The following is a 24059-nucleotide window of genomic DNA, read 5'->3' as shown; positions in this document are numbered from 1 at the left end:
AATTTCATCCTGACTAAGCCGCCTTCCGCTTCCGCCCCTTCGGCTTCTCCGCCACAGCCTCGACCGGCGCCGCACCCTTCAGCAGCGGCCCCAGATAGCGCCCCGTATAGCTCGCCGGGCACGCCGCAACCGTCTCGGGGACGCCCGCGACGACGATCTCGCCGCCGCCAGTGCCGCCTTCGGGGCCGAGATCGATCACCCAGTCGGCGGTCTTGATGACCTCCAGATTGTGTTCGATCACGACGACGGTGTTGCCCTGCTCGACCAAGGCATGGAGGACTTCAAGGAGCTTGCGGACATCCTCGAAGTGGAGGCCCGTGGTCGGCTCGTCGAGGATGTACAGCGTGTTGCCGGTGGCTCTACGGCTGAGTTCCTTGGCGAGCTTGACGCGCTGCGCCTCGCCGCCGGAGAGCGTCGTCGCCTGCTGGCCGACCTTGACGTAGCCGAGGCCCACTTCCGCCAGCATCGCCATCTTGTCGCGGATCGGCGGCACGGCCTTGAAGAACTCGACCGCATCCTCGACCGTCATGTCGAGCACGTCGGCGATCGACTTGTCCTTGAACTTCACCTCCAGCGTCTCGCGATTGTAGCGGTGGCCGTGGCAGACATCGCAGGTGACGTAGACGTCGGGCAGGAAGTGCATCTCGATCTTGAGCACGCCGTCGCCCTGGCACGCCTCGCACCGCCCGCCCTTGACGTTGAACGAGAAGCGGCCGGGCTTGTAGCCGCGAGCCTGCGATTCCGGCAGCCCGGCGAACCAGTCGCGGATCTGGGTGAAGGCGCCGGTATAGGTGGCGGGGTTGGAGCGGGGGGTGCGGCCGATCGGCGACTGATCGATGTCGATCACCTTGTCGAGATGCTGGAGGCCGTCAATCCCCTCGCACGGCCCGCACGTCATCCGCGCGCCGTTGAGCGCGCGTGCGGCGCCGGCATAGAGCGTGTCGATGGTGAAGGAGGATTTGCCCGAGCCCGACACGCCGGTGATGCAGGTGAAGGTGCCGAGCGGGATGGAGGCGGTGGCGCCCTTCAGATTGTTGGCGGTGGCGCCGCGGACGGTGAGCTGGCGGCCATTGCCGGTGCGGCGTTGCTTGGGCAGCGGCACCATGCGGCGGCCGGCGAGATAGTCGCCGGTCAGGCTGTTCTCGTTGGCGAGGATGTCGGCGAGCGTGCCTTCCGCGATGACCTGCCCGCCATGTACGCCTGCGCCCGGCCCCATGTCGACGACGTGATCGGCGGTGCGGATGGCGTCCTCGTCATGCTCGACGACGATCACCGTGTTGCCGAGATCGCGGAGCCGTTTCAGGGTGACGATCAGCCGGTCATTGTCGCGCTGGTGGAGGCCGATGGACGGCTCGTCCAGCACGTAGAGGACGCCCGACAGGCCCGAGCCGATCTGCGAGGCGAGGCGGATGCGCTGGCTCTCGCCGCCGGATAGCGTGCCGGAGGTGCGATCGAGGTTGAGGTAATCGAGGCCGACATTGTCGAGGAAGCCCAGCCGCTCGACGATCTCCTTCAGGATGGGCGTGGCGATCTGGCTCTGCTGCGGGTTCAGCCGCTCAGGGAGCGCGCGGAAGAAGGCGAGCGCCTCGCCCACCGGGCGGCGGGTGGAGAGCGAGATGTCCTCGCCCGCCAGCTTCACCGCCAGCGCCTCGGGCTTGAGGCGGGCGCCGTGGCACGTCTCGCACGGGGCGGAGGACTGGTATTTGGCCAGCTCCTCCTTCATCCACGCGCTCTCCGTCTGCGCCATGCGGCGCTCGAGATTGCCGATGACGCCCTCGAACGGCTTCTTCACCTCGTAGCTCTTCTTGCCGTCGATGAAGCGGAGCGTGACGGGCACGCCCTTCGTGCCGTGGAGGATGGCGTCCTGCGTCGCCGCGGGCAGATCGCGCCAGGCCGTGTCCAGCTCGAAGCCGAAATGGCGCGCGAGGCTGCCCAGCACCTGCATGTAATAAGGCGAGGGCGGGTTGGACTTGGCCCAGGGCACGACCGCGCCCTTCTTGATGCTGAGCGTCTCGTTGGGGACGACGAGCGCGGGATCGAACAGTAATTTCTCGCCGAGGCCGTCGCACGCCGGGCAGGCGCCCTGCGGCGCGTTGAAGCTGAACAGCCGCGGCTCGATCTCGGCGATGGTGAAGCCGGATTCGGGGCAGGCGAACTTCTCGGAAAAGGTGATCCGCTCCGCCACGCCCGCGGGCAGGGCGAGCGCCTTGATGCCCTTCTTGATGTCCGCCGTCGGCGCGGCCTCGCCGAGGATGTCGACATAAGCGAGGCCATCGGCCAGCTTCAGCGCGGTCTCGAAGCTCTGCGCGAGGCGCGTCGTCTCGCTGTCCGGACGGATGACGAGGCGGTCGACGACGACCTCGATGTCATGCTTGTACTTCTTGTCGAGCGCGGGGGCGTCCTCGATCTCGTAAATCTCGCCGTCGATGCGGACGCGGCCGAAGCCGGCCTTCTGCCACTCGGCCAGCTCCTTCCTGTACTCGCCCTTGCGGCCGCGGACGACGGGGGCGAGGAGCAGCAGGCGGGTGCCGTCGGGCAGCGCCTTCACCCGGTCGACCATCTGGCTGACGGTCTGCGCGCTGATCGGCAGCCCGGTGACGGGCGAATAGGGCACGCCGGTGCGCGCCCACAGCAGGCGCATGTAATCGTAGATCTCGGTGACGGTGGCGACCGTCGAGCGCGGGTTGCGACTGGTCGTCTTCTGCTCGATCGAGATGGCGGGCGAGAGGCCCTCGATATGATCGACGTCGGGCTTCTGCATCAGCTCGAGAAACTGGCGCGCATAGGCCGACAGTGATTCGACATAGCGGCGCTGGCCCTCGGCATAGATGGTGTCGAAGGCGAGGCTCGACTTGCCCGAGCCCGACAGCCCCGTGATGACGACGAGCTTGTCGCGCGGCAGATCGAGCGACACGTCCTTGAGATTATGCTCCCGCGCGCCGCGGACGGAGATGTGGGTAAGGGCCATGCGCGTGTTCTAGGTCCGTTCCGGGTGGGATGCCAGAGCGGGAGATAGGAAGCGGGGAGGGGGAGTGCTAGCGGGCGGGCAGATCCAGCCGGGCGATCACCCCTTCGGCTGACTCCGCGCGCGGCGCCACGCCAGCGAACGGGCGTTGAGCGCGGGCAGGTCCGCCGTGCCGACTGCCGCCGCTTCGCCGAGGGCGACGGCGGCGGTGAGCAGGTCGGTGGGGGCGAAAGCATAGGCCGGGCGGCCGGCGATGCGGTCATACCAGACGCCCTCGCAGGCTGCGTCGAGCAGGATGCGCTGGAAGCAATGGTCGGCGTTGACCGGCCACTCGCGTGCGGCGGCGAGCGCGGGCAACGTCTCGCGCGTGAGCGTCAGCCAGCTTTGCTCGAGCGCGGCGCGGGTGGGATCGGGAACAGTGCGTCTGGGCAGGGGAGCCTCCGCTGGCGCGGCGGTGCCGTCGCATGGGGGAGAGGAAACGGCTAGAGCGGGGGCATGATCCGTCGCCTTGCCGCTGCCCTGCTCGCAGGCGTGCCCGCCGCCTGCTCGCCGCTCGGGCTGTTCGCCACGCTGGTACCGCAGGACCGGGCGGTGCGCGTCGCCAGGGATGTCGCTTACGGCGCGGGCGAGCGGCGGCGGCTGGATGTCTATGCGCCGCGGGCGCGGGGCGGCAGGGCACGGCCGGTGATCGTCTTCTTCTATGGCGGCAGCTGGGCGAGCGGATCGCGCCGTGATTATGGCTGGGTCGGCCGCGCGCTGGCGGCGCAAGGCTTCGTCGTCGCGGTGCCCGATTACCGGCTGGTGCCGGAGGGGCGTTATCCCGGGTTCGTCGAGGATGGCGCGGCGGCGGTCGCTTACGTTCGCGGCCATGCGGCGGCCTGGGGTGGGGATGGCGGACGCATCCTGCTCGCCGGTCATTCGGCGGGCGCTTATATTGCGGCGATGCTGGCGGTCGATCCGCGCTGGCTGGGGGACGGCCGGACGGCAGTGCGCGGGCTGATCGGTCTGGCCGGGCCCTATGACTTCGCGCCGTTCGATGTGGCGGCGAGCCGTGCCGCCTTCGGCCATTGGCCCGATGCTGCCGAGACGCAGCCGGTCAGTCATGCCGGCGCGGGAGATCCGCCGGCGCTGCTGCTGAGCGGTGCGGACGACCGGACGGTGCAGCCGCGCAACACGCAGGCGCTCGCGGCACGGCTGCGCGCCGGCGGCGTAGCGGCGGAGGTAAAGCTTTATCCCGGCATCGCCCATGTCGGCATCCTGACCGCGCTGGCGCGGCCGCTGCGCGGGCGGGCGCCGGTGCTGCGCGACATGGCCGCCTTTGCGCACCGAGTGACTGCCGGCGCGGCACCGCAGGCGACGTCGAACGGGACGCCGGAGGCAGATTGATCGTCAGGCTGAAGGTGCAGCCTGCGACAGGCTACGCCTTCTGCATGCGAAAAGGGCGGCCTGTTGCCAGGCCGCCCTCTTGCGGGGCCGGATCGCGCCGGCCCCTGATCGATCCCGGCACGGAGGCCAGGGCCAAGCAAGCCGTGAGGCTTACTTGATCTCGACAGTCGCGCCGGCGTCTTCGAGCTGCTTCTTGAGCTTCTCGGCCTCGTCCTTCGACACGCCTTCCTTGACGGCCTTGGGCGCGCCCTCGACCAGCGCCTTCGCTTCGGTCAGGCCGAGCGAGGTGATCGCTCGGACTTCCTTGATGACGTTGATCTTCTTGCCGCCGTCGCCGGTCAGGATGACGTCGAACTCGGTCTTCTCTTCAGCGGCCGGCGCACCGGCGCCAGCACCGCCATCGGCGGGCGCGGCAACCGCGACCGCAGCAGCGGCGGACACGCCCCACTTCTCTTCGAGCATCTTCGAGAGCTCGGCGGCTTCGAGGACGGTGAGCGCCGACAGGTCGTCAACAATCTTCTGCAGGTCTGCCATGATAGTCTCCATGCGGGGCTGGTCGCCCCATGTTCGTTCGCTTCAATCGATGATCGCTGCCGCTCAGGCGGCTTCCGCATCCTTGGCCGCATAGGCGCCAAGCACGCGCGCGAGCTGGCCAGCCGGCGCCTGGACGATCTGCACCACCTTGGTCGCGGGCGCCTGCACGAGGCCCACGATCTTGGCGCGCAGCTCATCGAGCGACGGCAGGGTGGCAAGCGCACGAACGCCATCGGCGTCGAGCACCTGGCCGGCCATCGCGCCGCCGACGATTTCCAGCTTGTCGTTGGTCCGCGCGAACTCGACGATCACCTTCGCAGGCGCCACCGGATCGACGGACGTGGACAGAGCGGTCGGGCCCGTCAGCAGGTCGGCCACACCCGCATAGGGCGTGCCTTCCGCGGCGATGCGGGCGAGCGTATTCTTGTAGACCCGATGCTGGGCGCCGGCTTCGCGCATCCGGTTCCGTAGCGCAGTCGACTGCGCGACGGTGAGCCCCTTGTTGCGCGTCACGATGACGACGCTGGTGCTCCCGAAATTGCCCTTCAGCTCGGCGACGAGATCGGTCTTCTGTGCTCGATCCATTGCCTCACTCCTTCAACAAACAACCGCCCGTCGCCGGGCGGATGCGGTTACAGCCCCGCGCGGGAACCCGCGCGAGGCAACGTCCAGATGGGGAGGAGCTAGGGCCTGGACGCCTGATGCGGCGACACATGGCAGACGACGCATCGCGGACGATACGGCCGGCAAATCTCTTCCCGCCTCGGCGGGATGATTAAGCCCCGGAGGGCACCCGCTGTCTCGGACGGACTGCCGGGCAAGCGAACCTGCCCGGCGAAGGTCGGGCGCTTAGCAGATTTGCGCGGGGAAGCAAGGGGGGGTGGGGCCTGCGCACCGGCCCACCCCGTCGTCATGCTGAACTTGTTTCAGCATCCACTGCGCCTCCTGGCTGAGCGGTGTCAGGATGTGCCGCCCGGTGGATCCCGGACCAAGTCCGGGATGACGAAGAAAGAAGGGGTGAGCGGGAGGCGGGTTGGCGCCTCCCACCGATTCTTAATTCGATGTCGTAACTGTCGTCGTGGTCTTCTCCGTCGTCACCGGGCGCGCCGCTGTGGTGCGGCGGACGACCTTCTTGACCGGGCGCTTGGCCGTCGTGCGGACGGTGCCGGCGCCGGCAGTGGTCTTCACCGTTTCGGTGGTCACCGTGGTGGCGGCGGCCTGCGTGGGGACGACGACCGGGGGTGCGGCGCGCGCGGCGGCGGCATCGGCCTGCGCCTGTGCGGCGGCGCGCTCCGCGGCCTCGGCGCGGGCATTTGCGGCGGCGGCATCCTGCGCGGCGGCCTGGGCGGCGACCGCCTGGCCGTCGACGGCGGCGTTGGTGCGCTGCTGCGCGCGGCCGATGGCGCTGTCGGCGAACTGCTGCGCCTCGATCGCGGCCTGGATCGCCTTCTGCTCATGGCCGCTCTTGATCTCTTCCTCGGCGAGGCGGAGCGAGGCTTGCGCGCGGGCAAAGGCATCGGGCGTGACCGTATCCGCCTTGATCCGCATCGCAGCATCGATCTTGCCACGCGCCTCGGCGATGGCGGCGCGGGCGCGCTCCTCATCGCCGGCGAGCGCGGGCGTGGCGGCGATCATCAGGGCGGATGCGGCGATCATGCCGCGAAGGGTGGAGCCGAACTTCATGGGGAACCTCCTTGGCTGTGCCATGCCGCGGCCGAACGGCATGGCACAGCTCCGGTTCCAAGCCCCGATCAGCCGGTGGCGGCGATCTGGTGAAGGAAATCGACGTAGCCCATCACCGCATCGTCATAGCCGAGCACCTTGGGATTGCTGCTTTCGATCAGCAGATATTCGTCGGGTGCGTGCGCGCCGCTGCCATGGCCGAAGCCGAACTGGCCCGCGGGTTGCGACACCGGTGCCGAGGTGAAGACATAGCCCGGCCATGAGCCCGCGAGGCGCGGATAGACCGTCGTCTGGATGCCAGCGCGGGCGCAGGTGGCCAGCTCCGCCTTGATCAGCGCGCTATTCTCGTCCGTCTGCGTCGGATCATAGCCGCCCGAGACATTGACCTCGATGTCGCCGAAGCCGCGCTTGGCGAGATGCGCCTTCAGCTTGGCGACGCAATCATCCTTGGTCTGCGCGGGGACGAGGCGCATGTCGATCTTGGCCACCGCACGCGCGGGCAGCACCGTCTTGCCGCCCGGACCGGTATAGCCCGCGACGAGGCCCTCGATGTTGATCGTCGGCATGGCGGCGAGGCGTTCCAGCGTTTCCTGCCACGTCATGTCGCCGACGAACTTCTTGACGCCCATCTGCGCCATCTCGCGCGCCTGATCGCGCTTGGCGGCGCTGTCCGCGATCAGCGCCTTTTCGCGGGGGGTGAGCGGCAGCACGTGCTCGAACCAGCCGTCGATGGCGGGCGTGTTGCCATCGGGGGTGACGAGCGTGGCGAGCGCCTCGACGAGGTGCCACGCCGGGCTGTCGACGATCGCCTTGTTGCTGGAATGGAGATCCTTGGCCGGACCGCGACCCCATTTCTCGCCCGAGGCGACCAGCTCCAGCTCGATCACGCCCTTGGCGCCGAGATTGACCGAGACGTTGCCGTTGCCCGGCGCCTGCGAGGGGAAGGGAATGATCACGCCGCTGCATTTCTTCAGCGCGGCGAGCACCTTGGGCGTGCGGACGATCTCGGCAAAATTGGGCGAGCCGATCTCCTCCTCGCCTTCCGCGATCAGGACGAGGTTCACCGGCGGCTTGCGGCCCGTCTTCTTGAAGGCGTGGAGCGCGGCGAGCATCATCGACTCGGGCCCCTTCTGGTTGGTCGCGCCCCGGCCGATCAGCACCTTGCCCATGCCGGCGCGGTCGACGATGCGGCCTTCCAGCGGCGGCGAGCTCCATTCGGCCGGGTCGAACTGCTTGACGTCATACATGAAGTAGAGGCCGAGCGTCTTCTTGGCACCATTGTCCATCGTGGCGAAGACGGCCGGGATGCCCTTGGCGGGCTTGATCGTCTCGACCGTCTGGAAGCCCGCATCGCGCGCCAGCTGCGTCATGTGCGCGACGCCCTGGTCGATGTTGCGGCCTTCCGCCGCGATGGTGGGCAGCGCGATCCAATCCTGCAGGCGCTTGATGTTGACGTCGTGATCGGCCTTCACCGCGGCGCGGAGGGCGGCCGTGTCCGGCGTCCCCGCGGCGCCCGCGGCGGTGGCGGCAAGCGCGGTGGTGCCGAGGGCTGCCCCGCGCAGGACATCGCGGCGGGCAGGCGAGGCGGGCGAAGACGTATCCATGCTGATCCCCCTGTTGGTCGGGCAGGAGGATGACCCGCAGGTGATTGCCTTGGCAATATGATGTTGTGCGCAGATGTCAGAAAATTGCGGACGACGCGTGCCGGTGCGCGGCCCATGCGAAAAGGGCCGGGATCGCTCCCGGCCCTTCGCGTTCGTTCGTCAGGAGCGAGGCTCAGGCCGCGCTCACCTCGGCCGGATCGACCTTGATGCCCGGGCCCATCGTCGAGGAGACCGCGATCTTCCTGACATACTTGCCCTTGGCGCCCGACGGCTTGGCCTTGACCAGCGCGTCCAGCAGCGCGTCGAAGTTGGCGCGCAGATCCTCGGCCGGGAAGCTCGCCTTGCCGATGCCGGAGTGGATGATGCCGGCCTTCTCGACGCGATACTCGACCTGACCGCCCTTCGCCGCTTCGACCGCGGCAGCGACGTTCATCGTCACCGTGCCGAGCTTGGGGTTGGGCATCAGGCCCTTCGGACCCAGGATCTTGCCCAGGCGGCCGACGAGGCCCATCATGTCGGGCGTGGCGATGCAGCGATCGAATTCGATCGTGCCGCCCTGCACCGTCTCCAGCAGGTCCTCCGCACCGACGACGTCGGCACCGGCGGCGCGCGCCTCATCGGCCTTGGCACCGCGGGCGAACACGCCGACGCGGACGGTCTTGCCGGTGCCCTTGGGCAGCGTGACGACGCCGCGGACCATCTGGTCGGCGTGACGCGGATCGACGCCGAGATTGACGGCGACCTCGATCGTCTCGTCGAACTTGGAAGATGCATGCGTGCGGGCGAGACCGATCGCCTCGTCGACGCCGTGCAGCTTCAGCGCGTCAACCGCCGCGGCCATCGCCTTGGCCTTCTTGCTCAGCTTCGCCATGTTCAGCCCTCCACCACCTGAAGGCCCATCGCGCGGGCCGAGCCCTCGATGATGCGCGTGGCCGATTCGACGTCGTTCGCGTTCAAGTCCTTCATCTTCGCATTCGCGATCTCGGTGACCTGCGAGCGCTTGATGGTTCCCGCCGACGTCTTGCCCGGCTCCTTGGAGCCCGACTTCAGGTTCGCCGCCTTCTTCAGCAGGTAGGTGGCGGGCGGCGTCTTCGTCTCGAACGAGAAGCTGCGATCGGCGTAGACGGTGATGACCGTCGGCAGCGGCGTGCCGACCTCGGTGCCCTCGGCCTGCGTCTTGGCGTTGAACGCCTTGCAGAATTCCATGATGTTGACGCCGCGCTGACCCAGCGCCGGGCCGATCGGCGGCGACGGATTGGCCTTGCCGGCCGGCACCTGCAATTTGATGTAACCGGTAATCTTCTTCGCCATGTGAACCTCTCTATGGCTTAGCGGTGCTGACGGCGGGCCGAAGCCTGCCTCCCGCGGGATTGCACCTTCACTTCGTCATGCCAGCGAAGGCTGGCATCTCGTCGAGGCTGGCGGTGCCCTCCACCTCATGAGACCCCAGCATTCGCTGGGGTGACGTAATTACTTCGGCTACCAGGCCAGGCCGGTAGAGGCCGTTACTTGACCCGCTCGACCTGCTCGAACTCCAGCTCGACCGGCGTGGCGCGGCCGAAGATGGAGACGGAGACCTTCACGCGGCCGCGATCGAAATCCAGCTCCTCGACCAGGCCGTTGAAGCTGGCGAAGGGGCCGTCGAGCACCTTGACCGAATCGCCGATCTCGTAATCGACCTTGAGCTTGGCCTTGGGCGCGGCGGCAGCGGCCTCGTCCTTGGTGTTGAGGATGCGCGCGGCCTCGGCCTCGCTGATCGGCTGCGGCTTGCCAGACGAACCGAGGAAGCCCGTCACCTTCGGCGTGTTCTTGACGAGGTGATAGACCTGGTCGTTCATCTCGAGCTTCGCCAGCACGTAGCCGGGGAAAAACTTGCGATCCGACGTCACCTTCTTGCCGCGGCGGACCTCGGTCACCTTCTCGGTCGGCACTTCGACGGATTCGACCAGCTGCTCCAGGCCGAGGCGCGTCGCGTCGGCGAGGATCGCCTCGCGCACCTTGTTCTCGAAGCCCGAATAGGCGTGGATGATGTACCAGCGCGACATGGGTGTGGTGTTACTCCGAAGCCTTAGGCCAGCAGGCCGAGCAGCGCCTGGACGATCTGGCTGAACACCGAATCGACCAGGAAGAAGAACAGGCCGAGCACGACCGCCATGATGACCACCATGATGGCCGTCATGTAGGTTTCCTTCCAGCTCGGCCATGCGACCTTGCCGGTCTCGGTCCGCACCTGCTGGATGAACTCGCCCGGCGTCGTCTTGGCCATGCGACCGTCCTCAAATAGCTTTTGCGAGGGCATAGGCCGCCCGCCGGCCCCGACAGGGTCCAGCGGATAGGCCCGCGACCTCGCTGACTGTCTCCGAACCCTTGCCTGTCAGCCGCGGCGGCTGGCAGGAGTGGAGGGACTCGAACCCCCGGCCCTCGGTTTTGGAGACCGATGCTCTACCAACTGAGCTACACTCCTCCGGGTCCGGAGAGGGGCGCACATAGCGGGGCCCGCACGCCCGCGCAAGGGCGGGGTCGCGAAGGCGCTGCCTCAGCGTGCGGCCACCATCGGCTCCGGCGCGTCGACCAGCTGCCGCACCGCGTCCGCGGGCATCGGCGCACCGGCATAATGGCCCTGCATGTGGCGGCAGCCGAGATCGCGCATGCGGCGATATTCGACGTCCGTCTCCATGCCCTCGGCCACCGTCGAGATGCCGAGCGATCCGGCGAGCGCCACCACCGAGCGGACGATGGCGAGGCTTTCGGGTTCGCTCTGCGCCGCGCCGCGGACGAACGCCTGGTCGATCTTGATCGTGTCGAACCGCCCGCGGCGGACATAGCCGAGCGCCGCATAGCCGCTGCCGAAATCGTCGAGCGCGATGCGGACGCCGAGGGAGCGGAGCTGATCGAGCACCGTCACCACCGTGCCGTTGTCGCGCAGGAAGCTCTGTTCGGAGACGTCAAGCTCCAGCCGCTGCGCGGCCAGCCCCGAGCCGGCAAGGGCCGCGACGACGATGGCGGGAAGCTGGCGATCGGCAAGCTGCTCGCTCGACAGGTTGACCGCGACGCGGAGTGGCTGCGGCCAGTGCGCCGCCTCGACGCAGGCGCTCCGCAGCACCCAGGCGCCCAGCCGCGCCGCGAGCTGCGCCTCCTCCGCCACCTTGAGGAAATCGACCGGGGCGATCTCGCCCAGCGTCGGATGGGTCCAGCGGATCAGCGCCTCGAACCCGACGATGCGGCCGCCGTCGCCCTCGATCATTGGCTGGTAGAGGAGGGTGAACTGGTCCGTCTCCAACGCCTCGCGCAGCGCGCTCTCGATCGCACGGCGGCGCTCCGAATCGGCGAGCAAGGCGGGGATGAAGCGGCGGTGGCAGCCGCGGCCGTCATGCTTGGCGCGGTAGAGCGCGAGATCGGCATTGCGCACGATCGTCTCCAGCGTGCGGCCGTCGCGCAGCGCCAAAGCAGAGCCGATGCTGGCGCCGATGCGGATCAGCTGGCCGTCCACCTCGAACGGCTCCACCAGCACGGCAATCAGCTCGGTCGCGAGCGCGGCGACGCGCGGATCGTCGGCATGGCTGCGGACGAGCACGGCGAATTCGTCACCGCCCAGCCGGCCGGCAAGATCATTGGGGCCGATCCGCCCGCGCGTCCGCTCCGCCACGCGTTTCAGCAGCTTGTCGCCGACGGGGTGGCCGAGCGTGTCATTGACCGGCTTGAACTTGTCGAGATCGATCAGCAGCAGCGCGGCGCGATCACCATCGCGGTGGGCAGCGGCGATCGCCTTGCGTGCCTCGTTCATGAAGTGGGCGCGGTTGCACAGGCCGGTGAGGGCATCGAAGCGGGCGGCATGCTCGATCCGGTCGGTCGAGCGGCGCCGCTCGGTGACGTCGGAGCCGACGCCGCGGAACCCGGCAAAGCCGCCGCGTTCGTCCAGCCGCGGCGCAGCGGAGAGCGACCACCAGCGTTCCTCGCCATTCAGCGTGACGGGCACCTCGAAATTGGACACCCGCTCGCGCGCATTCAGCCGCTCGACCAGCTCGGCGATCTCCGGCGCGGTCTCGCCCGTTTCCCAGCCCGCGCCTGCCAGCAGACGGATCAGGGAACAGCCCTCGATCTCGGCCGCCGGCAGGCCGGCTGCGCGCGCGAGCCGGCCGGAGACGCGGCGCAGCAGCTTGGCGCTGTCCACCTCCCACAGCCAGTCGGCATCCTGCCCCTCGCTCTCGCGCAGCAGCAGGCGGACCACCTCGCTCTGCTCCTCGAGCGCCAGCTCCGCCCAGCGCCGCGCGATCAGCGCGCGCGCCGCGGAGGCGCCGCCCATGATCAGCAGCGTCGCATAAGCGAGCGGCAGGAGGGCAAGGCCGATCGAGCCGGTGCCCGCCGCCATGGCGGTGAGCCCCGCGCCGGTGACGAGCGCGAACACCGCCGCCACGACGGGCAGCGGTCCGCAGGTCAGCGCCACCAGACCCATCATGGCCGCCGGTGCCATCGCCATGGCAAGTTGTTCGACGAGCGGCGCGCCGCCGGAGAAGAGCGTGGGCGGCAGCGCCCAGATGAGGCCGAACAGGCCGCTGAAGACGATCGAATGCGGAATGCTCCACACCCGCGGGCCTGCCGGCTTTGCCTGGCCGGCGGCAAAGATGCCGAGCGCCGAGACGAGCAGGCTGAGCACCGCCCACGTGGCCAGCGGCAAGGGCGGGACGCTGTTGCGGCACATCCACGTGAGCAGCAGCGTGGCGCCGCAATGCGCCGCCGAGACGAGGGGCAACTGGCGGACGAGTTCGTCCTGCTGCGCCGTGCGCACGCGATCCCACCCCGGCGTCGACCGTTCGGAGAACCCGAGCACGGCCTGCCAGGTGATGCGGATGGGCGGGGTGGTATCGTCCGGGCGGCTGGTCACGGCGCCGATTTAGCCCCGATGCTTAAACGGACCCCTAATCTCCGCAATTCCTGAACCGAATTACGGATAATCGATCGGCATCGGACCGGATAACCCGAAGAGCGGGAATCTGCCCTGATCTGAGAGGCTTCGGGCCGGAGGGTCGCGCGCGACCCAGCCCGGCCCGTCACGCGGCGATGTTGTAGGGCTGGATCTCGCCCGAGAGATAAAGATTGCGCGCCTTGGCCCGGCTGAGCTTGCCGGACGAGGTGCGCGGCAGCGTGCGCGGCGGCACCAGCTCGATCACGCAGTTCATGCCGGTGATGGCGCGCACCCGCTCACGAATCTCCTCGCGCAGGCGGGCACGCTCGGCCAGATCCGAGGTGCGGCACTGGACGAGGACGGCGGGCGTCTCCTCCCCGCCGGGGGTCGTGATGGCGAAAGCGGCGATGTCGCCCGCCTTGAAGCCCGGCAGCTGCTCCACCGCCCACTCGATATCCTGCGGCCAGTGGTTCTTGCCGTTGACGATGATCATGTCCTTCGCCCGGCCGACGATGTAGATATAGCCGTCAGACAAATAGCCCATGTCGCCCGTGTCGAGCCAGCCGTCCGCCATGCACGCGGCGGTCGCCTCCGGGTCGCGGAAATAGCCCTCCATGACGGAGGTGCCGCGGCACCACACCTTGCCGATCGCGCGGTCGGGCAGCGGCTGGCCGTCCTCCTCGCGGATCTCGATCTCCATGCCGCGCACCGGCTTGCCGCAGTTGACGACGGCGCGGTAGCGCTGCGGCCGGTCCTTCGCGGCGACGCCGCCACCCGACAGCTCGGTCTCCTCGACCAGCTCGACGACAATGCCTTCGCCGGGCGGCATGATCGACACGGCGAGCGTCGCCTCGGCGAGGCCGTAGGAGGGAGTGAAGGCGTGCGCGTCGAAGCCGGCATCGGCGAAGGCATCGACAAAGGCCTGCATCACGTCGGGCCGGATCATGTCCGCGCCGTTGCCGGCGAGGCGCCAGCGCGACAGATCGAAGCGATCGGCGGCGCGCGTCTGCGACGACATGCGCCGCGCGCAGATATCGTAGCCGAAGGTGGGCGAGTAGGAGAGCGTCTGGCCGGGATTGCGGCTGATCAGGTCCAGCCAGGCCAGCGGACGGCGGGCGAAATCCTCGGTCTTGAGGTAATCGCCCGACACCTGGTTGGCGACGAGCGACAGGAAGCAGCCGACCAGCCCCATGTCGTGATACCAGGGCAGCCATGAGACGCAGCGATCCCCGTCGCGCACGTCCATGCCGTGGCTGTGCGCGGCAAGATTGGCGAGCAGCGCGTGGTGGGTGACGGCGACGCCGTGGGGGAAGCGCGTCGAGCCGCTGCTATATTGCAGATAGGCGATGTCGTCGGGGCTGGCCGTCGGCAGCGTCGCTGGCGGGGCGGGGCGCGCGGCGAACGTCTCCCAATCCTCGCCCGTCAGGCCGCAGGCGGTGGCAGCGGCCGCCGCCATGCCGGCGAGCTCGGCCGGATACAGGAACAACGCGGGGTCGGAGCTGCCGAGCTGGACCTCGAGCTGTCCGATATAGCTGTCCTTGCCGGCAAAGCTGGTCGGCAGCGGCAACGGCACGGGCCACGCGCCGGCATAGACCGCGCCGAAGAAGAGCGCGGCGAAGTCGGTGCCCGTCTCCGCCACCAGCGCGACGCGATCACCCGGGCGGATGCCCGCCGCGATCAGCCGGCGCGCATGGCCCAGCGCATCGGCGCGCATCTCGGAAAACGGATAGGCACGGATCAGCGTGCCGCGGGCGTCGTGGAAGTTGAGCCCGCGTTTGCCTTGCGCCGCATAATCCAGTGATTCGCCCAAGGTCGCAAAATCGGCGTAGCGACGCGTCAGGGCGTCGTCCGTCGGCGTCACCACGAGCGGTGCCTGCGCGCCCGCGCGGCCCTTCGCATCGTCTGCCCTCTCCGCGCCGGTCATGTCGGGAGCCGTCACTCGATACCCTTCTTCCATCTCCGCATCGCCGTGCCCCTGCGCGGGGGCGGCGAAACCGTTACAGCCTGCCCTGATGCGGGCATGCCGGGTTCAAAATCCGGCCCGACTGTGGCACGAATGGGGCGCGTGGCACGGCCTTCACGAAATCGCAACCTACCGCCGCTCGATCGGGCGGCGCTGGACGGCATGGCGATCCGCTATGTCGGCCGATTTGCCACCACGCGCGCGAGACTGGCGGCCTATCTGCAAAGAAAGATTACCGAGCGAGGCTGGGCGGGCGAGGGCGCGCCCCCGGTCGAGGCGCTGGTCGAGCGGATGGCGGCGGCGGGCTATGTCGACGACCGCGCCTTCGCCGCCGCGCGCACGGCATCGCTGGCCAGGCGGGGCTATGGCGCGCGGCGACAGGCGGATGCGCTGCGCGCCGCCGGCGTGACGCGCGAGGATGCCGCGGCGCTTCGCGATGCGGAGGAGGATGCCGAAGGCGCGGCGCTGGCGGCGGCGCGCGCCTTTGCCCGGCGCAAGCGGCTGGGGCCATGGGGTGGGCCGGCAGACCCCGACAAGGCCCGTCGACAGCTCGCGGCGATGCTGCGTGCCGGCCATGACTTCGCGGTGGCGCGGCTTGTTCTCGGTGGCAGTGCGCTCGACTGTGACGACGAGGTTGCCGACTGAAGACCGTCCGACATCTGCGCTAATCCCGCAAATTGCCGCTACGTTTCCACCTAGGTTCATGTTAGCGTCATCTTAAGGGGGAAGGACGGTCGCATGCGACTCGACCAGCAACAGGACGAGGGGGAGACGCGCGTCGGCGCGGCAGGCATCGCCGTGCCCGGCTCCGTGATCGCTTTCCCGGTCGAGGACGAGGGCGAGGCCGTTACGGGCACGGTGAAGTGGTTCGACGTGGTCCGCGGCTTCGGCTTCCTCGTCGCGGAGGATGGCGGGGGAGACGTGCTCGTCCACTTCAGTGCGCTGCGCGATCATGGCCGCCGCTCGCTGCCGGAGGGGGCGCGGGTGGAATGCCTCGCCGTGGCGCGGGACCGGGGGCGTCAAGCCCGCCGTGTTGTCGCGATCGACCTGAGCTGCGCCACCGTCGCCGATCCCGAGCCGGCGCTCCGTCGCGCCGCCGACCGCACCGATCCCGTTGCGCTGGTCGATGCGGCGGGCGCGTGGGAGCCGGTGATCGTCAAGTGGTTCAACCGGCTGCGCGGCTATGGCTTCGTCAACCGGGCGGGGTCGGACGACGACATCTTCGTCCACATGGAGACGGTGCGGCGGGGCGGGCTGGTCGATCTCACGCCCGAACAGCCGTTGCAGGTGCGCATCGCCGAAGGGCGTAAAGGGCCGTTGGTGGTGATGGTCGCCGCGCCCGACTGAGCCGCCGATGCGCGGAGAAGGCGCCAAACTGGACCGGACCGCGCCCCAAAGAGGATGAGATCGCGCCACAATGGCGGCTCCACGATGAGGAGCCTGCCATGGACCTGCCGACCGACCGTCTGCCGACACTGCGCCTCGACGACCTGCCCGATCTCGACACGCGCGTAGGCCTTGCCGGCACGCTGCACCAGGCGGAAGTGGGCGGCAGCGTCTGCTTCAACAGCGTCATAACCGTCGTCGTCGTCACCGAGGGCTGACCGGCATGTCCTTCGCCGCGGAGTGGCGGACATGGGCGCCCGTCGCCGCCTATCTGCGCGCGAGCAGGGCGGCGGCGGGCGACGCGGCGGCGGCTGAGCAGGCGGTGCGCGCCCTGCTCGCCGCCGATGGCTGGGCGGAGCGGACCGTTGCGGCGCTCGCGGCCGAGGCGCGTCGCCGGCCGGACGCGCCCTTGCCCTTTCCGGCCATAGCGGGCGGGCTGGCGCAGGGGCTGGTGCTGATCGACGATGCCTGCGCGACCATCTCGCTGGCGACGATCGCGGTCGATCGGCTGGCGGCGCGCAAGCAGGCGGGCGGCGGGCGCGGATCGATCGGGTTTGAGGGGGCGACGATCCTCTACCGCGTGCTCGACGCAGGGGGCGCCACGCTCGGCTGGTGGGATGCGCCGGCGATCGACGCGGGGTTCGACGCGGGCGCCGGGCCGCGCTGCACCTATCGCGGGGCAGCCCCGCTGCAAACGAGCGCGCTGCTGCGCGTCGACGGGCGGCGCGAAGGCTTCATCGTCGAGAGCGCCAGCCGCGACATCCTGTGGGTGCAGGCGCTGGTGAAGACGGGGCGCGAAGGCCTGCGCGCCGAATATGACGCGACGACGCACGCACTGGTCGGCGCGGCCGCGGGCGAGGCGGAGGCGAGCCTCGCGCAGATGCTGATGCGGCTGCTGGCCGAAACGGGGCGTGCCGATGCGGTGCCAACTGTGGCGCGGTGGCTGGAGGATCCGCGCTTCTTCCTCCGCTGGGCCGCGGCGCGGACCCTGGTCGCGCTCGATCCGGCGGCGGGCCGCGCGGCGGTCACGCAGCTGGCGGACGATCCTCACCGCGATGTCGCCGCGGCAGCGCGGGCGGCGTTGGCACGGGCCGCGCGTGAGGCGCAGCCATGCCGGTAGCGCTGGCAGCAGGCGGCGGCACGGAGCGGCTCTGCCTCGACGATGCGGCCGCGCGCCTGGCCGATGCACGGTTCGATCCGCGGGACGAGGCGGCGTTGGCGGCGCAGGCGCCGATCCTCGCTGCACTGGGGCGGGACCGGCGCTTCCTCGGCGATCTCGCGATTGCCGCGCTGGTGGCGCGCTGCGCCCCTCAGGCGCGCGCCAGCCGCTACAGCGCGCAGGTGATGATGCTTCATCGCGGGGACGGCTGGTTCCTGCGTGCCTGCCTATGGCCGGCGCCAGACGATCCGGTGGTGCGCGCGGGCGGGCTGGCGCCCTTCTTCTACGGCGTCGCGCACGATCACGATTTCGCCTTCGTGACGCTCGGCTATCACGGGCCGGGCTATGCCAGCGACTATTGGGAGCGCGATCCGGCGCTCGGTTCGGCCGCGCCGGGTGCGGCGGCAGGGCTGGTGCCGGCAGGGCGGCGCATGCTGGGGCCGGGCGAGCTGATGCTCTACCGCGCGCACCGCGATGTGCATCGCCAGCTGCCGGCCGAGCGGCTGTCGATCACGATCAACCTGATGGCGGAGACGCGCGGCCGCGCGCCGGCGGTGCAGCACCGCTTCGATCCCGAGGCGGACCGCGTCACGGAGGTGCTGACGACCACCTCGCTCACGGCGCTGCTGCCGCTCGCCGCGGCGCTGGGCGGCGAGGAGGGGCGGGCGCTGGTGGCGGAGGTGGGGGCCGGCCATCCCAATGGCTGGGCGCGCTTCGCGGCCCTCGCCGCAGCGGCGCGGGTGGCGCCGTCACGTGCCGAGCGGGCGGACGCTTTTGCGCGGGCGGCGCGCGATGCGGATCCGTTCGTCGCCGGGCTGGCGGCAGAGGCGATCGCGACGATGAGGGCGGGGGAGCGGTGGGTGGCGGCCGCCCATGGCTGACACGGGCGGCCGCAAGCGGCCTTATTTGCTCGCGAACTGGCCTGCCTGCGCGCCAAATTCCTGCTTGGCATGGGCGCGGGCGGCGGTGGCGGTGGCGAATGTCTCCGGCTGCAGCGTCGACACCGTGATCGGATAATTCTGCGAATTGTAGCGGGTGCTGCGGATGGTGATGCGGAACCGGCCCTCCTCATCCTTGGCGATCAGATAGGGTGCGGGGGAGGTTCTCGACATATCGGTCTTTCTAAGGCGCCGGACGGTGCCGGCCATGCTGCGACTGCCGGCCTGCACGGCGCATCGCAAAGGGAAGGGGCGGGTGGCGGCCGCGTGCGCCCGCCACGCACGGTCAGGCGCTCTGCAGGTTCACTGCGGAGGTCTTGCCACGCCGATCGGTCTCCAGCTCGTAGGAGACGCGCTGGTCCTTGTTGAGCGTCGCCATGCCGGCGCGCTCGACCGCGGAGATATGGACGAAGGCGTCGTCGCCGCCGGTCTCGGGCGCGATGAAGCCATAGCCCTTGTCGGCGTTGAAGAATTTGACGGTGCCGGTGATCATCAGGATGTCCTTGTCCCATGGGTGGCGGGCATGCGCCAACAGCGGCACATCCCGGCGTCTTGAAGCTTGAAGGGACAAAGGGAGGCGCCAGAGCGCCCCATCATCCGTCGCGGGCGACGTTCAGCCAGACCGACATAGCGGAAGTGGACAAGAAAAGCGACTCTGCCGCCGGCGGGGCGTGGATCGCCCCGCCAGCGCGGCGATCAGCCCTGGAGCTTGGAGAAGACCGACTGAAGCTGCATGGCGACGCCCATGTCGCCGTCCAGCCGGATCTTGCCCGACATGAAAGCGGTCATCGGGTTGAGCTGGCCCTTGGCGAGCGACTTGAAGTCGTCCCACGAGATATTCACCGTAGCGTCGCTTGCCGCGCCGGTGTCGTCCTCGAGGATGGTCTGGCTGTTGCCGTCGAGCGTGACGCTGCCATCCGGGCCGAAATCAAGGCGCACGACCTTGCCGGGCAGAGTGGCATTGGCCTGGCGGAGTTTTTCGGCGAGGTCGGACTTCGTCATGCGGGCATCTCCTTGCGTGAGCGCGCGAAATGGGATGCGCGATCGCTTGACGCAAGCGTGAAGCCGAGCGGTCAGCCGGCCTGGCGCAGGTGGCGGAGCGCGCCTGCATCGATGTTGCGGTGGAACATCAGGCCGCACGACTGGTCCGTCGCCCACGCGACCGTCGCGACGATTTCCATCGCGCCCGCGCTCAGCACCACTTCCGTGCCGCGTTCGGGCAGGTCGGCGCCGGTGACGAGCGCGCCCGAGCGGGAGACGTTTTCGACGAGGATCTCGTCGCGGTGGCGGTAGGTCAGCAGGGCGCCGGCGAGACGGGTGGCGTAACGCGGTTCCCGCCGGTTCTCCATCACTGCCGCCCAATCTTCCAGCAAGGCTGCATAGCGCGTGCCCATCGATGATCCTCCCGCAGCGGAAGGGTTATGACCAGTCTGGTAAACGATTGGTTTCGGTGCTCACCCACTGCGCAGCAGGGTGATCTTCGCCTTGCCGAACACGCGCTCCGCTTCCACCGCCCAGCCGGGCACGACGACGTCCTCGCCCCGCCCGGTCTCGACGCTGGCCCATGCGCCGGGCGGCGGCGCGAGCGCGGCAAGCGCGGTCTGGCCGAGGCCGCTGGCATAAGGCGGATCGAGGAAGGCGAGATCGAAGGCGCCCGCGCGAAAGGCTGCGACGGAGGACGCGCGGACGATCGCGCCCTCTGCGCCGAGCGCGGCGATGTTGGCATTCAGCGCGGCAAGGGCGGCCCGGTCATGCTCGACGAACGTGCAGGCGGCGGCGCCGCGTGACAGTGCCTCCAGCCCCAGCGCGCCGGTGCCGGCGAACAGGTCCAGCACGCGCAAGCCCTCGAAGCTGCCGATGCGGCTGGCCAGCATGGAGAAGAGCGCCTCGCGCACGCGATCCCCTGTCGGGCGCGTGGCGGCGCCTTCCGGCGCACGCAGCGGCCGGCCGCGCCAGCGTCCCGCAACGATGCGCATGAGCTCAGGGCCGCCGTTTCGCCGGGGGACGGGGGCCCCGCGGCTGGGCGACGATGATGCGCGAATTGGGCGAGGGCGGTGGCGCCGTGCCCTCGGGCCGCGGCCGCGGATCGGGCGCGGCCTTGAGCGTCTTGCGGAACACGACGAGATCGTGCTGGCGCACCTCCTCCACCGCGCCCGGCGCCAGGTCGGCCAGCGGGAAGGGGCCGTAAGCGGTGCGGATCAGCCGGCCGACCTTGAGGCCGAGATGCTCCAGCACGCGGCGGACTTCGCGATTCTTGCCCTCCGCGAGCTTCATCTCGATCCACACGTTCGCGCCGGTGCGGCGTTCGAGATTGGCGTCGATCGAGCCGTAGCGCACGCCCTCGATCTCGATGCCGTGGATCAGCTCCTCCAGCTGCGCCTGGCTGATCTGGCCATAAGCGCGCGCCCGGTAGGTGCGCGGCACGCCGGTGGAGGGCAGCTCCAGCTGGCGTTTCAGCGATCCGTCGGTGGTGAGGAGCAGCAGCCCCTCCGTGTTGAGATCGAGCCGGCCGACGGGCACGAGCCGCGGGAGGCCCTCCGGCAGGCGATCATAGATGGTCGGCCGGCCCTTGGGGTCGCGCTCGGCCGTCAGCAGGCCGGCGGGCTTGTGGTAGCGGAACAGGCGCGCGGGCGCGGGCGCGGCGACGGGCTTGCCATCGACGGTGACGCCGTGGAGCGACGTGACCAGGGTGGCCGGAGTTTCGAGCACGACGCCGTTCAGCGCTACGCGGCCCGCCTCGATCATCCGCTCGATCTCGCGCCTGGAGGCGACACCGGCGCGGGCGAGCAGCTTGGCGATGCGCTGATCCTCGCGCTTGGACGCCTTGAGAGGGCGGTCCGGCTCGTTACGGGGCGGGTGGCTGGGCAGGGGGTGTTCCGATCGTGTGACGCATGGGCGAGCGTTTGGAAATAATCACCCGATGGCGCGTTCGCCAGCCAATCCCCCATTCGGAGCGGAGACGCAACGATCCATGGCTCCCCTTCGATGATCTTTGGCCGGCGCAAGCGGCGGATCGAGCGCATCCTGATCGTCGAGGACGAGCCGCTCGTCGCCTTCGATAACGAGCATGTCCTGGGGGACGCCGGCTATCGCGTCGTGGCGACGGTGGACACCGTGGCGGATGCGGTGGCCGCGCTGGAGGACGGCGCCGATCTGGTGCTGGCGGACGTCAGCCTGTCCGACGGCGGCAACGGGATCGACGTGGCGCAGGCGGCCAAGGCGCGCGGCACGCCCCTGCTGTTCGTCACCGGCGCCTGTCCCGTCGACGCACAGGCGCTGGCGGTCGGCTGCCTCGCCAAGCCCTATTCACAGCGTGACCTGCTGGCCGCGATCGAGGCAGTCGATGCGCGGCTTGGCGGCGAACGCGTGCGCCGCGCTCCGCCGGGGCTGACGCTGTTCGAGGCATAGACGACGGCGAAGGGGGCGGGCTTCTCAGCGTCGGCGGGGCAGCTATAGCTTGCGCATGACCGCCGCCGTCCGCCGCCTCTCCTTTCTCGACACGCTGAAGCCCTATGTGCGGCCGCGACCGATTGCGGCGCTGCTGCTCGGCATATCGTCGGGCTTCCCGCTGACGTTGCTGCTGGCGACGATGACCTTCTGGCTGGCGAAGGTCGGCATCGACAAGAAGACGATCGGCTTCGCTGTCGGCCTAACGACGCCCTATACGCTGAAGTGGATCTGGGCGCCGCTGATCGACCGGCTCCGCGTACCGGGGCTCACGGCCTTGTTCGGGCAGCGGCGGGCGTGGCTGTTCCTGATCCAGGCCCTGCTGTTCGTCAGCGTGTGGATGCTGGGCGCGAGCGATCCGGCGCGACACCTCGGACTGTTCGCCTTCTGGGCGATCGTGACGGCGTTCCTGTCCGCCACGCAGGATATCGTCATCGACGCATACCGGATCGAGATCCTGCCGGATGACGAACTGCCGCACGGCACCGCAACCAACCAGTTCGGCTATCGCATCGGCAATTTGATCGCGGGCGTGGGCACCATCGCCATCGCCTCGCCCGAGGGCTGGGGCATGGGCTGGGCGCTTGGCTACGGCCTGACCGCCTTCTGCGTCGTGCCCGCGGCGCTTGCCGCCTTGTGGGCAGGGCCGGGACTGCATGATCGCACGCTGACCGCGGCAAAGACGGGCGGGCGCTGGCTGGAGGACACGATCCTCGGGCCCTTCCGGGAATTCTGCCGCCGCCGCGGGGCGGTGCTGATCCTGCTGTTCGTGCTGATCTACAAGCTGGGCGACGCGATGGGGCAGGTGATGCTCAATCCGATGATCGTCGAGCTGGGCTTCAGCGACTCCGAGTTCATCGCGATCAACAAGCTGGTCGGGTTCTGGGGTCTGATCCTCGGCACCGCACTGGCTGCGCCGTTTCTCGCATGGCTGGGCATGGGGCGGGCGCTGTTCGTCTCGGGGCTGATGATGATGGCGTCGAACCTCGTCTTCGTCATCCTCGCGCTGAACGGCCACTCGGTCTTCTGGCTGACCGCGGCGGTGGCGACCGAACAGGTGACGAGCGGGATCGGGCTGACCGTGTTCGTCACCTATCTCTCGGGCCTGTCGAACCTCGCCTACACCGCGACGCAATTCGCTTTGCTGTCCTCCTTCGCAGCGGTCGGGCGGACGTGGCTGTCGGCACCGTCCGGCTATGCGGCGGAGGCGCTGGGCTGGCCGGGCTTCTGGTTGCTGACGATGCTGGTCGCCGTGCCGGGCATGGGGCTGCTGTGGCTGCTGTGGCGGCGCGGCTTCGTGGTTGAAACGGTGCGGCAACCGGGCGTGGAGGAGGGGGCATGATCTTTCTCATCGTCTCGCTGATGATCCAGGCGGCGATGATCGTCCATGTCGTTCGCCATGGCCGCAACCAGCTGTGGATCTTTGCGATCGCGCTGCTGCCGGTGGCGGGCACGCTGGCATATCTGTTCGTCGAGGTGTTACCCGGCATGAAGCACAACCGGCATGTCCGAGGCGTGCGCGCAGCGGCGACGCAGGCGATCGATCCAGAGCGAGAACTCCGCGCATCGCGCGACGCGCTGGCGCTGGCGGATACCCTGGCCAACCGGCTGCGCCTGGCCGATGCGCTTGGCGGCCTTGGGCGATGGTCTGAAGCGGTGCCGGTCTATGAGGACGCCTCGGCCCGCGGTATCGCGGGCGACAACACGACGCGCATGAAGCTGGCACACGCTTTGTTCGAGGCGGGGCAGCCCGTCAGAGCGCTTGAGATGATCCACACGATCGAGCCGCCACGCGGCCAAAGCGCCGTCGACCGGCTGAACTTTCTGAAGGCGAAGGCGCTGGAAGAGGCCGGGCGAGGTGCAGAGGCACTGCCGATCTACGCCGACATTGTCACCCGCCTCCCGGGCGACGAGGCGCGCTGCCGCTTTGCTGCTCTGTTGCTGGCGCGCAATGAGCGGGCACATGCGGCCGAGATCCTGGAGGAGGTCGTCGCGCGCGCGAACCGGTTGTCGCGTTCGGAGCGCCGGGCGCAGGCAGAGATGTACGACTGGGCGGAAGCGACGGCGACGGACTTGCGGGCAGGCTGAGGC

At 69.3% G+C, this 24059-nt stretch carries 27 protein-coding genes and 1 tRNA gene; 9 read left to right on the top strand and 19 right to left on the bottom strand.

Features of this window, described 5'->3' with window-relative positions; all coding sequences use genetic code 11:
- Positions 1 to 13: 13 nt before the first annotated feature.
- Positions 14 to 2968 (bottom strand): excinuclease ABC subunit UvrA, encoded by a 2955-nt coding sequence (gene uvrA / locus BM360_RS12325; RefSeq protein WP_093315015.1) that lies wholly within the window; start codon positions 2966 to 2968, stop codon positions 14 to 16.
- A gap of 96 nt (positions 2969 to 3064) precedes the next feature.
- The gene (locus BM360_RS12320; protein ID WP_242653470.1) at positions 3065 to 3322 is read right to left on the bottom strand and encodes a GCN5-related N-acetyltransferase; all 258 of its coding nucleotides are present in this window, start codon (positions 3320 to 3322) and stop codon (positions 3065 to 3067) included.
- 138 nt (positions 3323 to 3460) lie between these two features.
- Between BM360_RS12320 and BM360_RS12315 the strand changes: the two genes are divergently transcribed.
- A complete protein-coding gene (locus tag BM360_RS12315; RefSeq protein WP_093315013.1) occupies positions 3461 to 4351 on the top strand; it encodes an alpha/beta hydrolase in 891 nt (296 codons plus the stop codon).
- A gap of 150 nt (positions 4352 to 4501) precedes the next feature.
- Here BM360_RS12315 and rplL read toward each other — a convergent pair whose 3' ends face one another.
- The 11 genes from rplL to BM360_RS12260 all read right to left on the bottom strand — a co-directional run bounded on the left by rplL (position 4502) and on the right by BM360_RS12260 (position 14999).
- The gene (gene rplL, locus BM360_RS12310) at positions 4502 to 4885 is read right to left on the bottom strand and encodes a 50S ribosomal protein L7/L12 (RefSeq protein WP_093316025.1); all 384 of its coding nucleotides are present in this window, start codon (positions 4883 to 4885) and stop codon (positions 4502 to 4504) included.
- Positions 4886 to 4948: 63 nt separating this feature from the next.
- Complete coding sequence (gene rplJ, locus BM360_RS12305) at positions 4949 to 5470, bottom strand: 50S ribosomal protein L10 (protein WP_093315011.1); 522 nt, start codon at positions 5468 to 5470, stop codon at positions 4949 to 4951.
- 468 nt (positions 5471 to 5938) lie between these two features.
- Entirely contained in the window at positions 5939 to 6568 is a 630-nt protein-coding gene (locus BM360_RS12300; RefSeq protein WP_093315009.1) for a hypothetical protein, read from the bottom strand.
- A gap of 68 nt (positions 6569 to 6636) precedes the next feature.
- Complete coding sequence (locus BM360_RS12295; protein WP_093315007.1) at positions 6637 to 8172, bottom strand: M20/M25/M40 family metallo-hydrolase; 1536 nt, start codon at positions 8170 to 8172, stop codon at positions 6637 to 6639.
- Positions 8173 to 8344: 172 nt separating this feature from the next.
- Positions 8345 to 9043: a 50S ribosomal protein L1 gene (gene rplA, locus BM360_RS12290; protein WP_093315006.1), complete on the bottom strand. Its 699-nt coding sequence runs from the start codon at positions 9041 to 9043 to the stop codon at positions 8345 to 8347.
- Between the two features lie 2 nt (positions 9044 to 9045).
- On the bottom strand, positions 9046 to 9483 hold the full coding sequence (gene rplK / locus BM360_RS12285; RefSeq protein ID WP_093315004.1) for a 50S ribosomal protein L11: 438 nt from the start codon (positions 9481 to 9483) through the stop codon (positions 9046 to 9048).
- Positions 9484 to 9677: 194 nt separating this feature from the next.
- Positions 9678 to 10217 (bottom strand): transcription termination/antitermination protein NusG, encoded by a 540-nt coding sequence (gene nusG, locus BM360_RS12280; protein ID WP_093315002.1) that lies wholly within the window; start codon positions 10215 to 10217, stop codon positions 9678 to 9680.
- 23 nt (positions 10218 to 10240) lie between these two features.
- Complete coding sequence (gene secE / locus BM360_RS12275) at positions 10241 to 10438, bottom strand: preprotein translocase subunit SecE (RefSeq protein ID WP_093315000.1); 198 nt, start codon at positions 10436 to 10438, stop codon at positions 10241 to 10243.
- 122 nt (positions 10439 to 10560) lie between these two features.
- A tRNA-Trp gene (locus BM360_RS12270) sits at positions 10561 to 10636 on the bottom strand.
- A gap of 72 nt (positions 10637 to 10708) precedes the next feature.
- Positions 10709 to 13054 (bottom strand): putative bifunctional diguanylate cyclase/phosphodiesterase, encoded by a 2346-nt coding sequence (locus tag BM360_RS12265; RefSeq protein WP_093314998.1) that lies wholly within the window; start codon positions 13052 to 13054, stop codon positions 10709 to 10711.
- A 166-nt stretch (positions 13055 to 13220) separates the two neighbouring features.
- The gene (locus BM360_RS12260) at positions 13221 to 14999 is read right to left on the bottom strand and encodes a fatty acyl-AMP ligase (protein WP_093314996.1); all 1779 of its coding nucleotides are present in this window, start codon (positions 14997 to 14999) and stop codon (positions 13221 to 13223) included.
- 141 nt (positions 15000 to 15140) lie between these two features.
- Here BM360_RS12260 and BM360_RS12255 point away from each other — a divergent pair, with 141 nt between their 5' ends.
- From BM360_RS12255 to BM360_RS12240, 5 genes are all read left to right on the top strand, one after another.
- Complete coding sequence (locus BM360_RS12255) at positions 15141 to 15683, top strand: regulatory protein RecX (protein ID WP_242653469.1); 543 nt, start codon at positions 15141 to 15143, stop codon at positions 15681 to 15683.
- A gap of 93 nt (positions 15684 to 15776) precedes the next feature.
- A complete protein-coding gene (locus tag BM360_RS12250; RefSeq protein WP_093314992.1) occupies positions 15777 to 16385 on the top strand; it encodes a cold-shock protein in 609 nt (202 codons plus the stop codon).
- Between the two features lie 98 nt (positions 16386 to 16483).
- Complete coding sequence (locus BM360_RS19595) at positions 16484 to 16642, top strand: hypothetical protein (protein WP_165611299.1); 159 nt, start codon at positions 16484 to 16486, stop codon at positions 16640 to 16642.
- Positions 16643 to 16647: 5 nt separating this feature from the next.
- Positions 16648 to 17544, top strand: coding sequence for a HEAT repeat domain-containing protein (locus BM360_RS12245; protein ID WP_093314990.1), 897 nt, complete (start codon positions 16648 to 16650; stop codon positions 17542 to 17544).
- Complete coding sequence (locus tag BM360_RS12240; protein WP_093314988.1) at positions 17535 to 18464, top strand: hypothetical protein; 930 nt, start codon at positions 17535 to 17537, stop codon at positions 18462 to 18464. Before BM360_RS12245 ends, BM360_RS12240 begins: the two co-directional genes overlap by 10 nt.
- A 21-nt stretch (positions 18465 to 18485) precedes the next feature.
- On the opposite strand, the gene BM360_RS12235 is transcribed toward BM360_RS12240, so the two are convergent.
- From BM360_RS12235 to BM360_RS12210, 6 genes are all read right to left on the bottom strand, one after another.
- Complete coding sequence (locus BM360_RS12235; RefSeq protein ID WP_093314986.1) at positions 18486 to 18695, bottom strand: hypothetical protein; 210 nt, start codon at positions 18693 to 18695, stop codon at positions 18486 to 18488.
- 112 nt (positions 18696 to 18807) lie between these two features.
- Positions 18808 to 19014, bottom strand: a complete 207-nt coding sequence (locus BM360_RS12230) for a cold-shock protein (protein WP_093316024.1) — start codon at positions 19012 to 19014, stop codon at positions 18808 to 18810.
- Between the two features lie 203 nt (positions 19015 to 19217).
- Complete coding sequence (locus BM360_RS12225) at positions 19218 to 19523, bottom strand: SCP2 sterol-binding domain-containing protein (protein WP_093314984.1); 306 nt, start codon at positions 19521 to 19523, stop codon at positions 19218 to 19220.
- Between the two features lie 71 nt (positions 19524 to 19594).
- The gene (locus BM360_RS12220) at positions 19595 to 19915 is read right to left on the bottom strand and encodes a PilZ domain-containing protein (RefSeq protein WP_093314982.1); all 321 of its coding nucleotides are present in this window, start codon (positions 19913 to 19915) and stop codon (positions 19595 to 19597) included.
- Between the two features lie 60 nt (positions 19916 to 19975).
- A complete protein-coding gene (gene rsmD, locus BM360_RS12215; protein WP_093314980.1) occupies positions 19976 to 20497 on the bottom strand; it encodes a 16S rRNA (guanine(966)-N(2))-methyltransferase RsmD in 522 nt (173 codons plus the stop codon).
- A 4-nt stretch (positions 20498 to 20501) separates the two neighbouring features.
- The gene (locus tag BM360_RS12210) at positions 20502 to 21266 is read right to left on the bottom strand and encodes a pseudouridine synthase (protein ID WP_242653468.1); all 765 of its coding nucleotides are present in this window, start codon (positions 21264 to 21266) and stop codon (positions 20502 to 20504) included.
- Positions 21267 to 21506: 240 nt separating this feature from the next.
- Between BM360_RS12210 and BM360_RS12205 the strand changes: the two genes are divergently transcribed.
- From BM360_RS12205 to BM360_RS12195, 3 genes are read left to right on the top strand one after another with little or no spacing between them, the layout of a single operon-like run.
- Positions 21507 to 21929 carry a response regulator gene (locus BM360_RS12205; RefSeq protein ID WP_093314976.1) on the top strand — a complete coding sequence of 141 codons (423 nt, stop codon included), beginning with the start codon at positions 21507 to 21509 and terminating at the stop codon, positions 21927 to 21929.
- 55 nt (positions 21930 to 21984) lie between these two features.
- Entirely contained in the window at positions 21985 to 23310 is a 1326-nt protein-coding gene (locus BM360_RS12200) for an AmpG family muropeptide MFS transporter (protein ID WP_093314974.1), read from the top strand.
- A complete protein-coding gene (locus BM360_RS12195) occupies positions 23307 to 24056 on the top strand; it encodes a tetratricopeptide repeat protein (protein WP_093314972.1) in 750 nt (249 codons plus the stop codon). Before BM360_RS12200 ends, BM360_RS12195 begins: the two co-directional genes overlap by 4 nt.
- The last annotated feature ends 3 nt before the right edge of the window (positions 24057 to 24059 follow it).

The organism is Sphingomonas jatrophae (assembly GCF_900113315.1).
GTDB lineage: Bacteria > Pseudomonadota > Alphaproteobacteria > Sphingomonadales > Sphingomonadaceae > Sphingomonas_P > Sphingomonas_P jatrophae.
The sequence above is the reverse complement of the archived record's forward strand: the minus strand, read 5'-3'. Positions and strand labels throughout refer to the sequence as shown.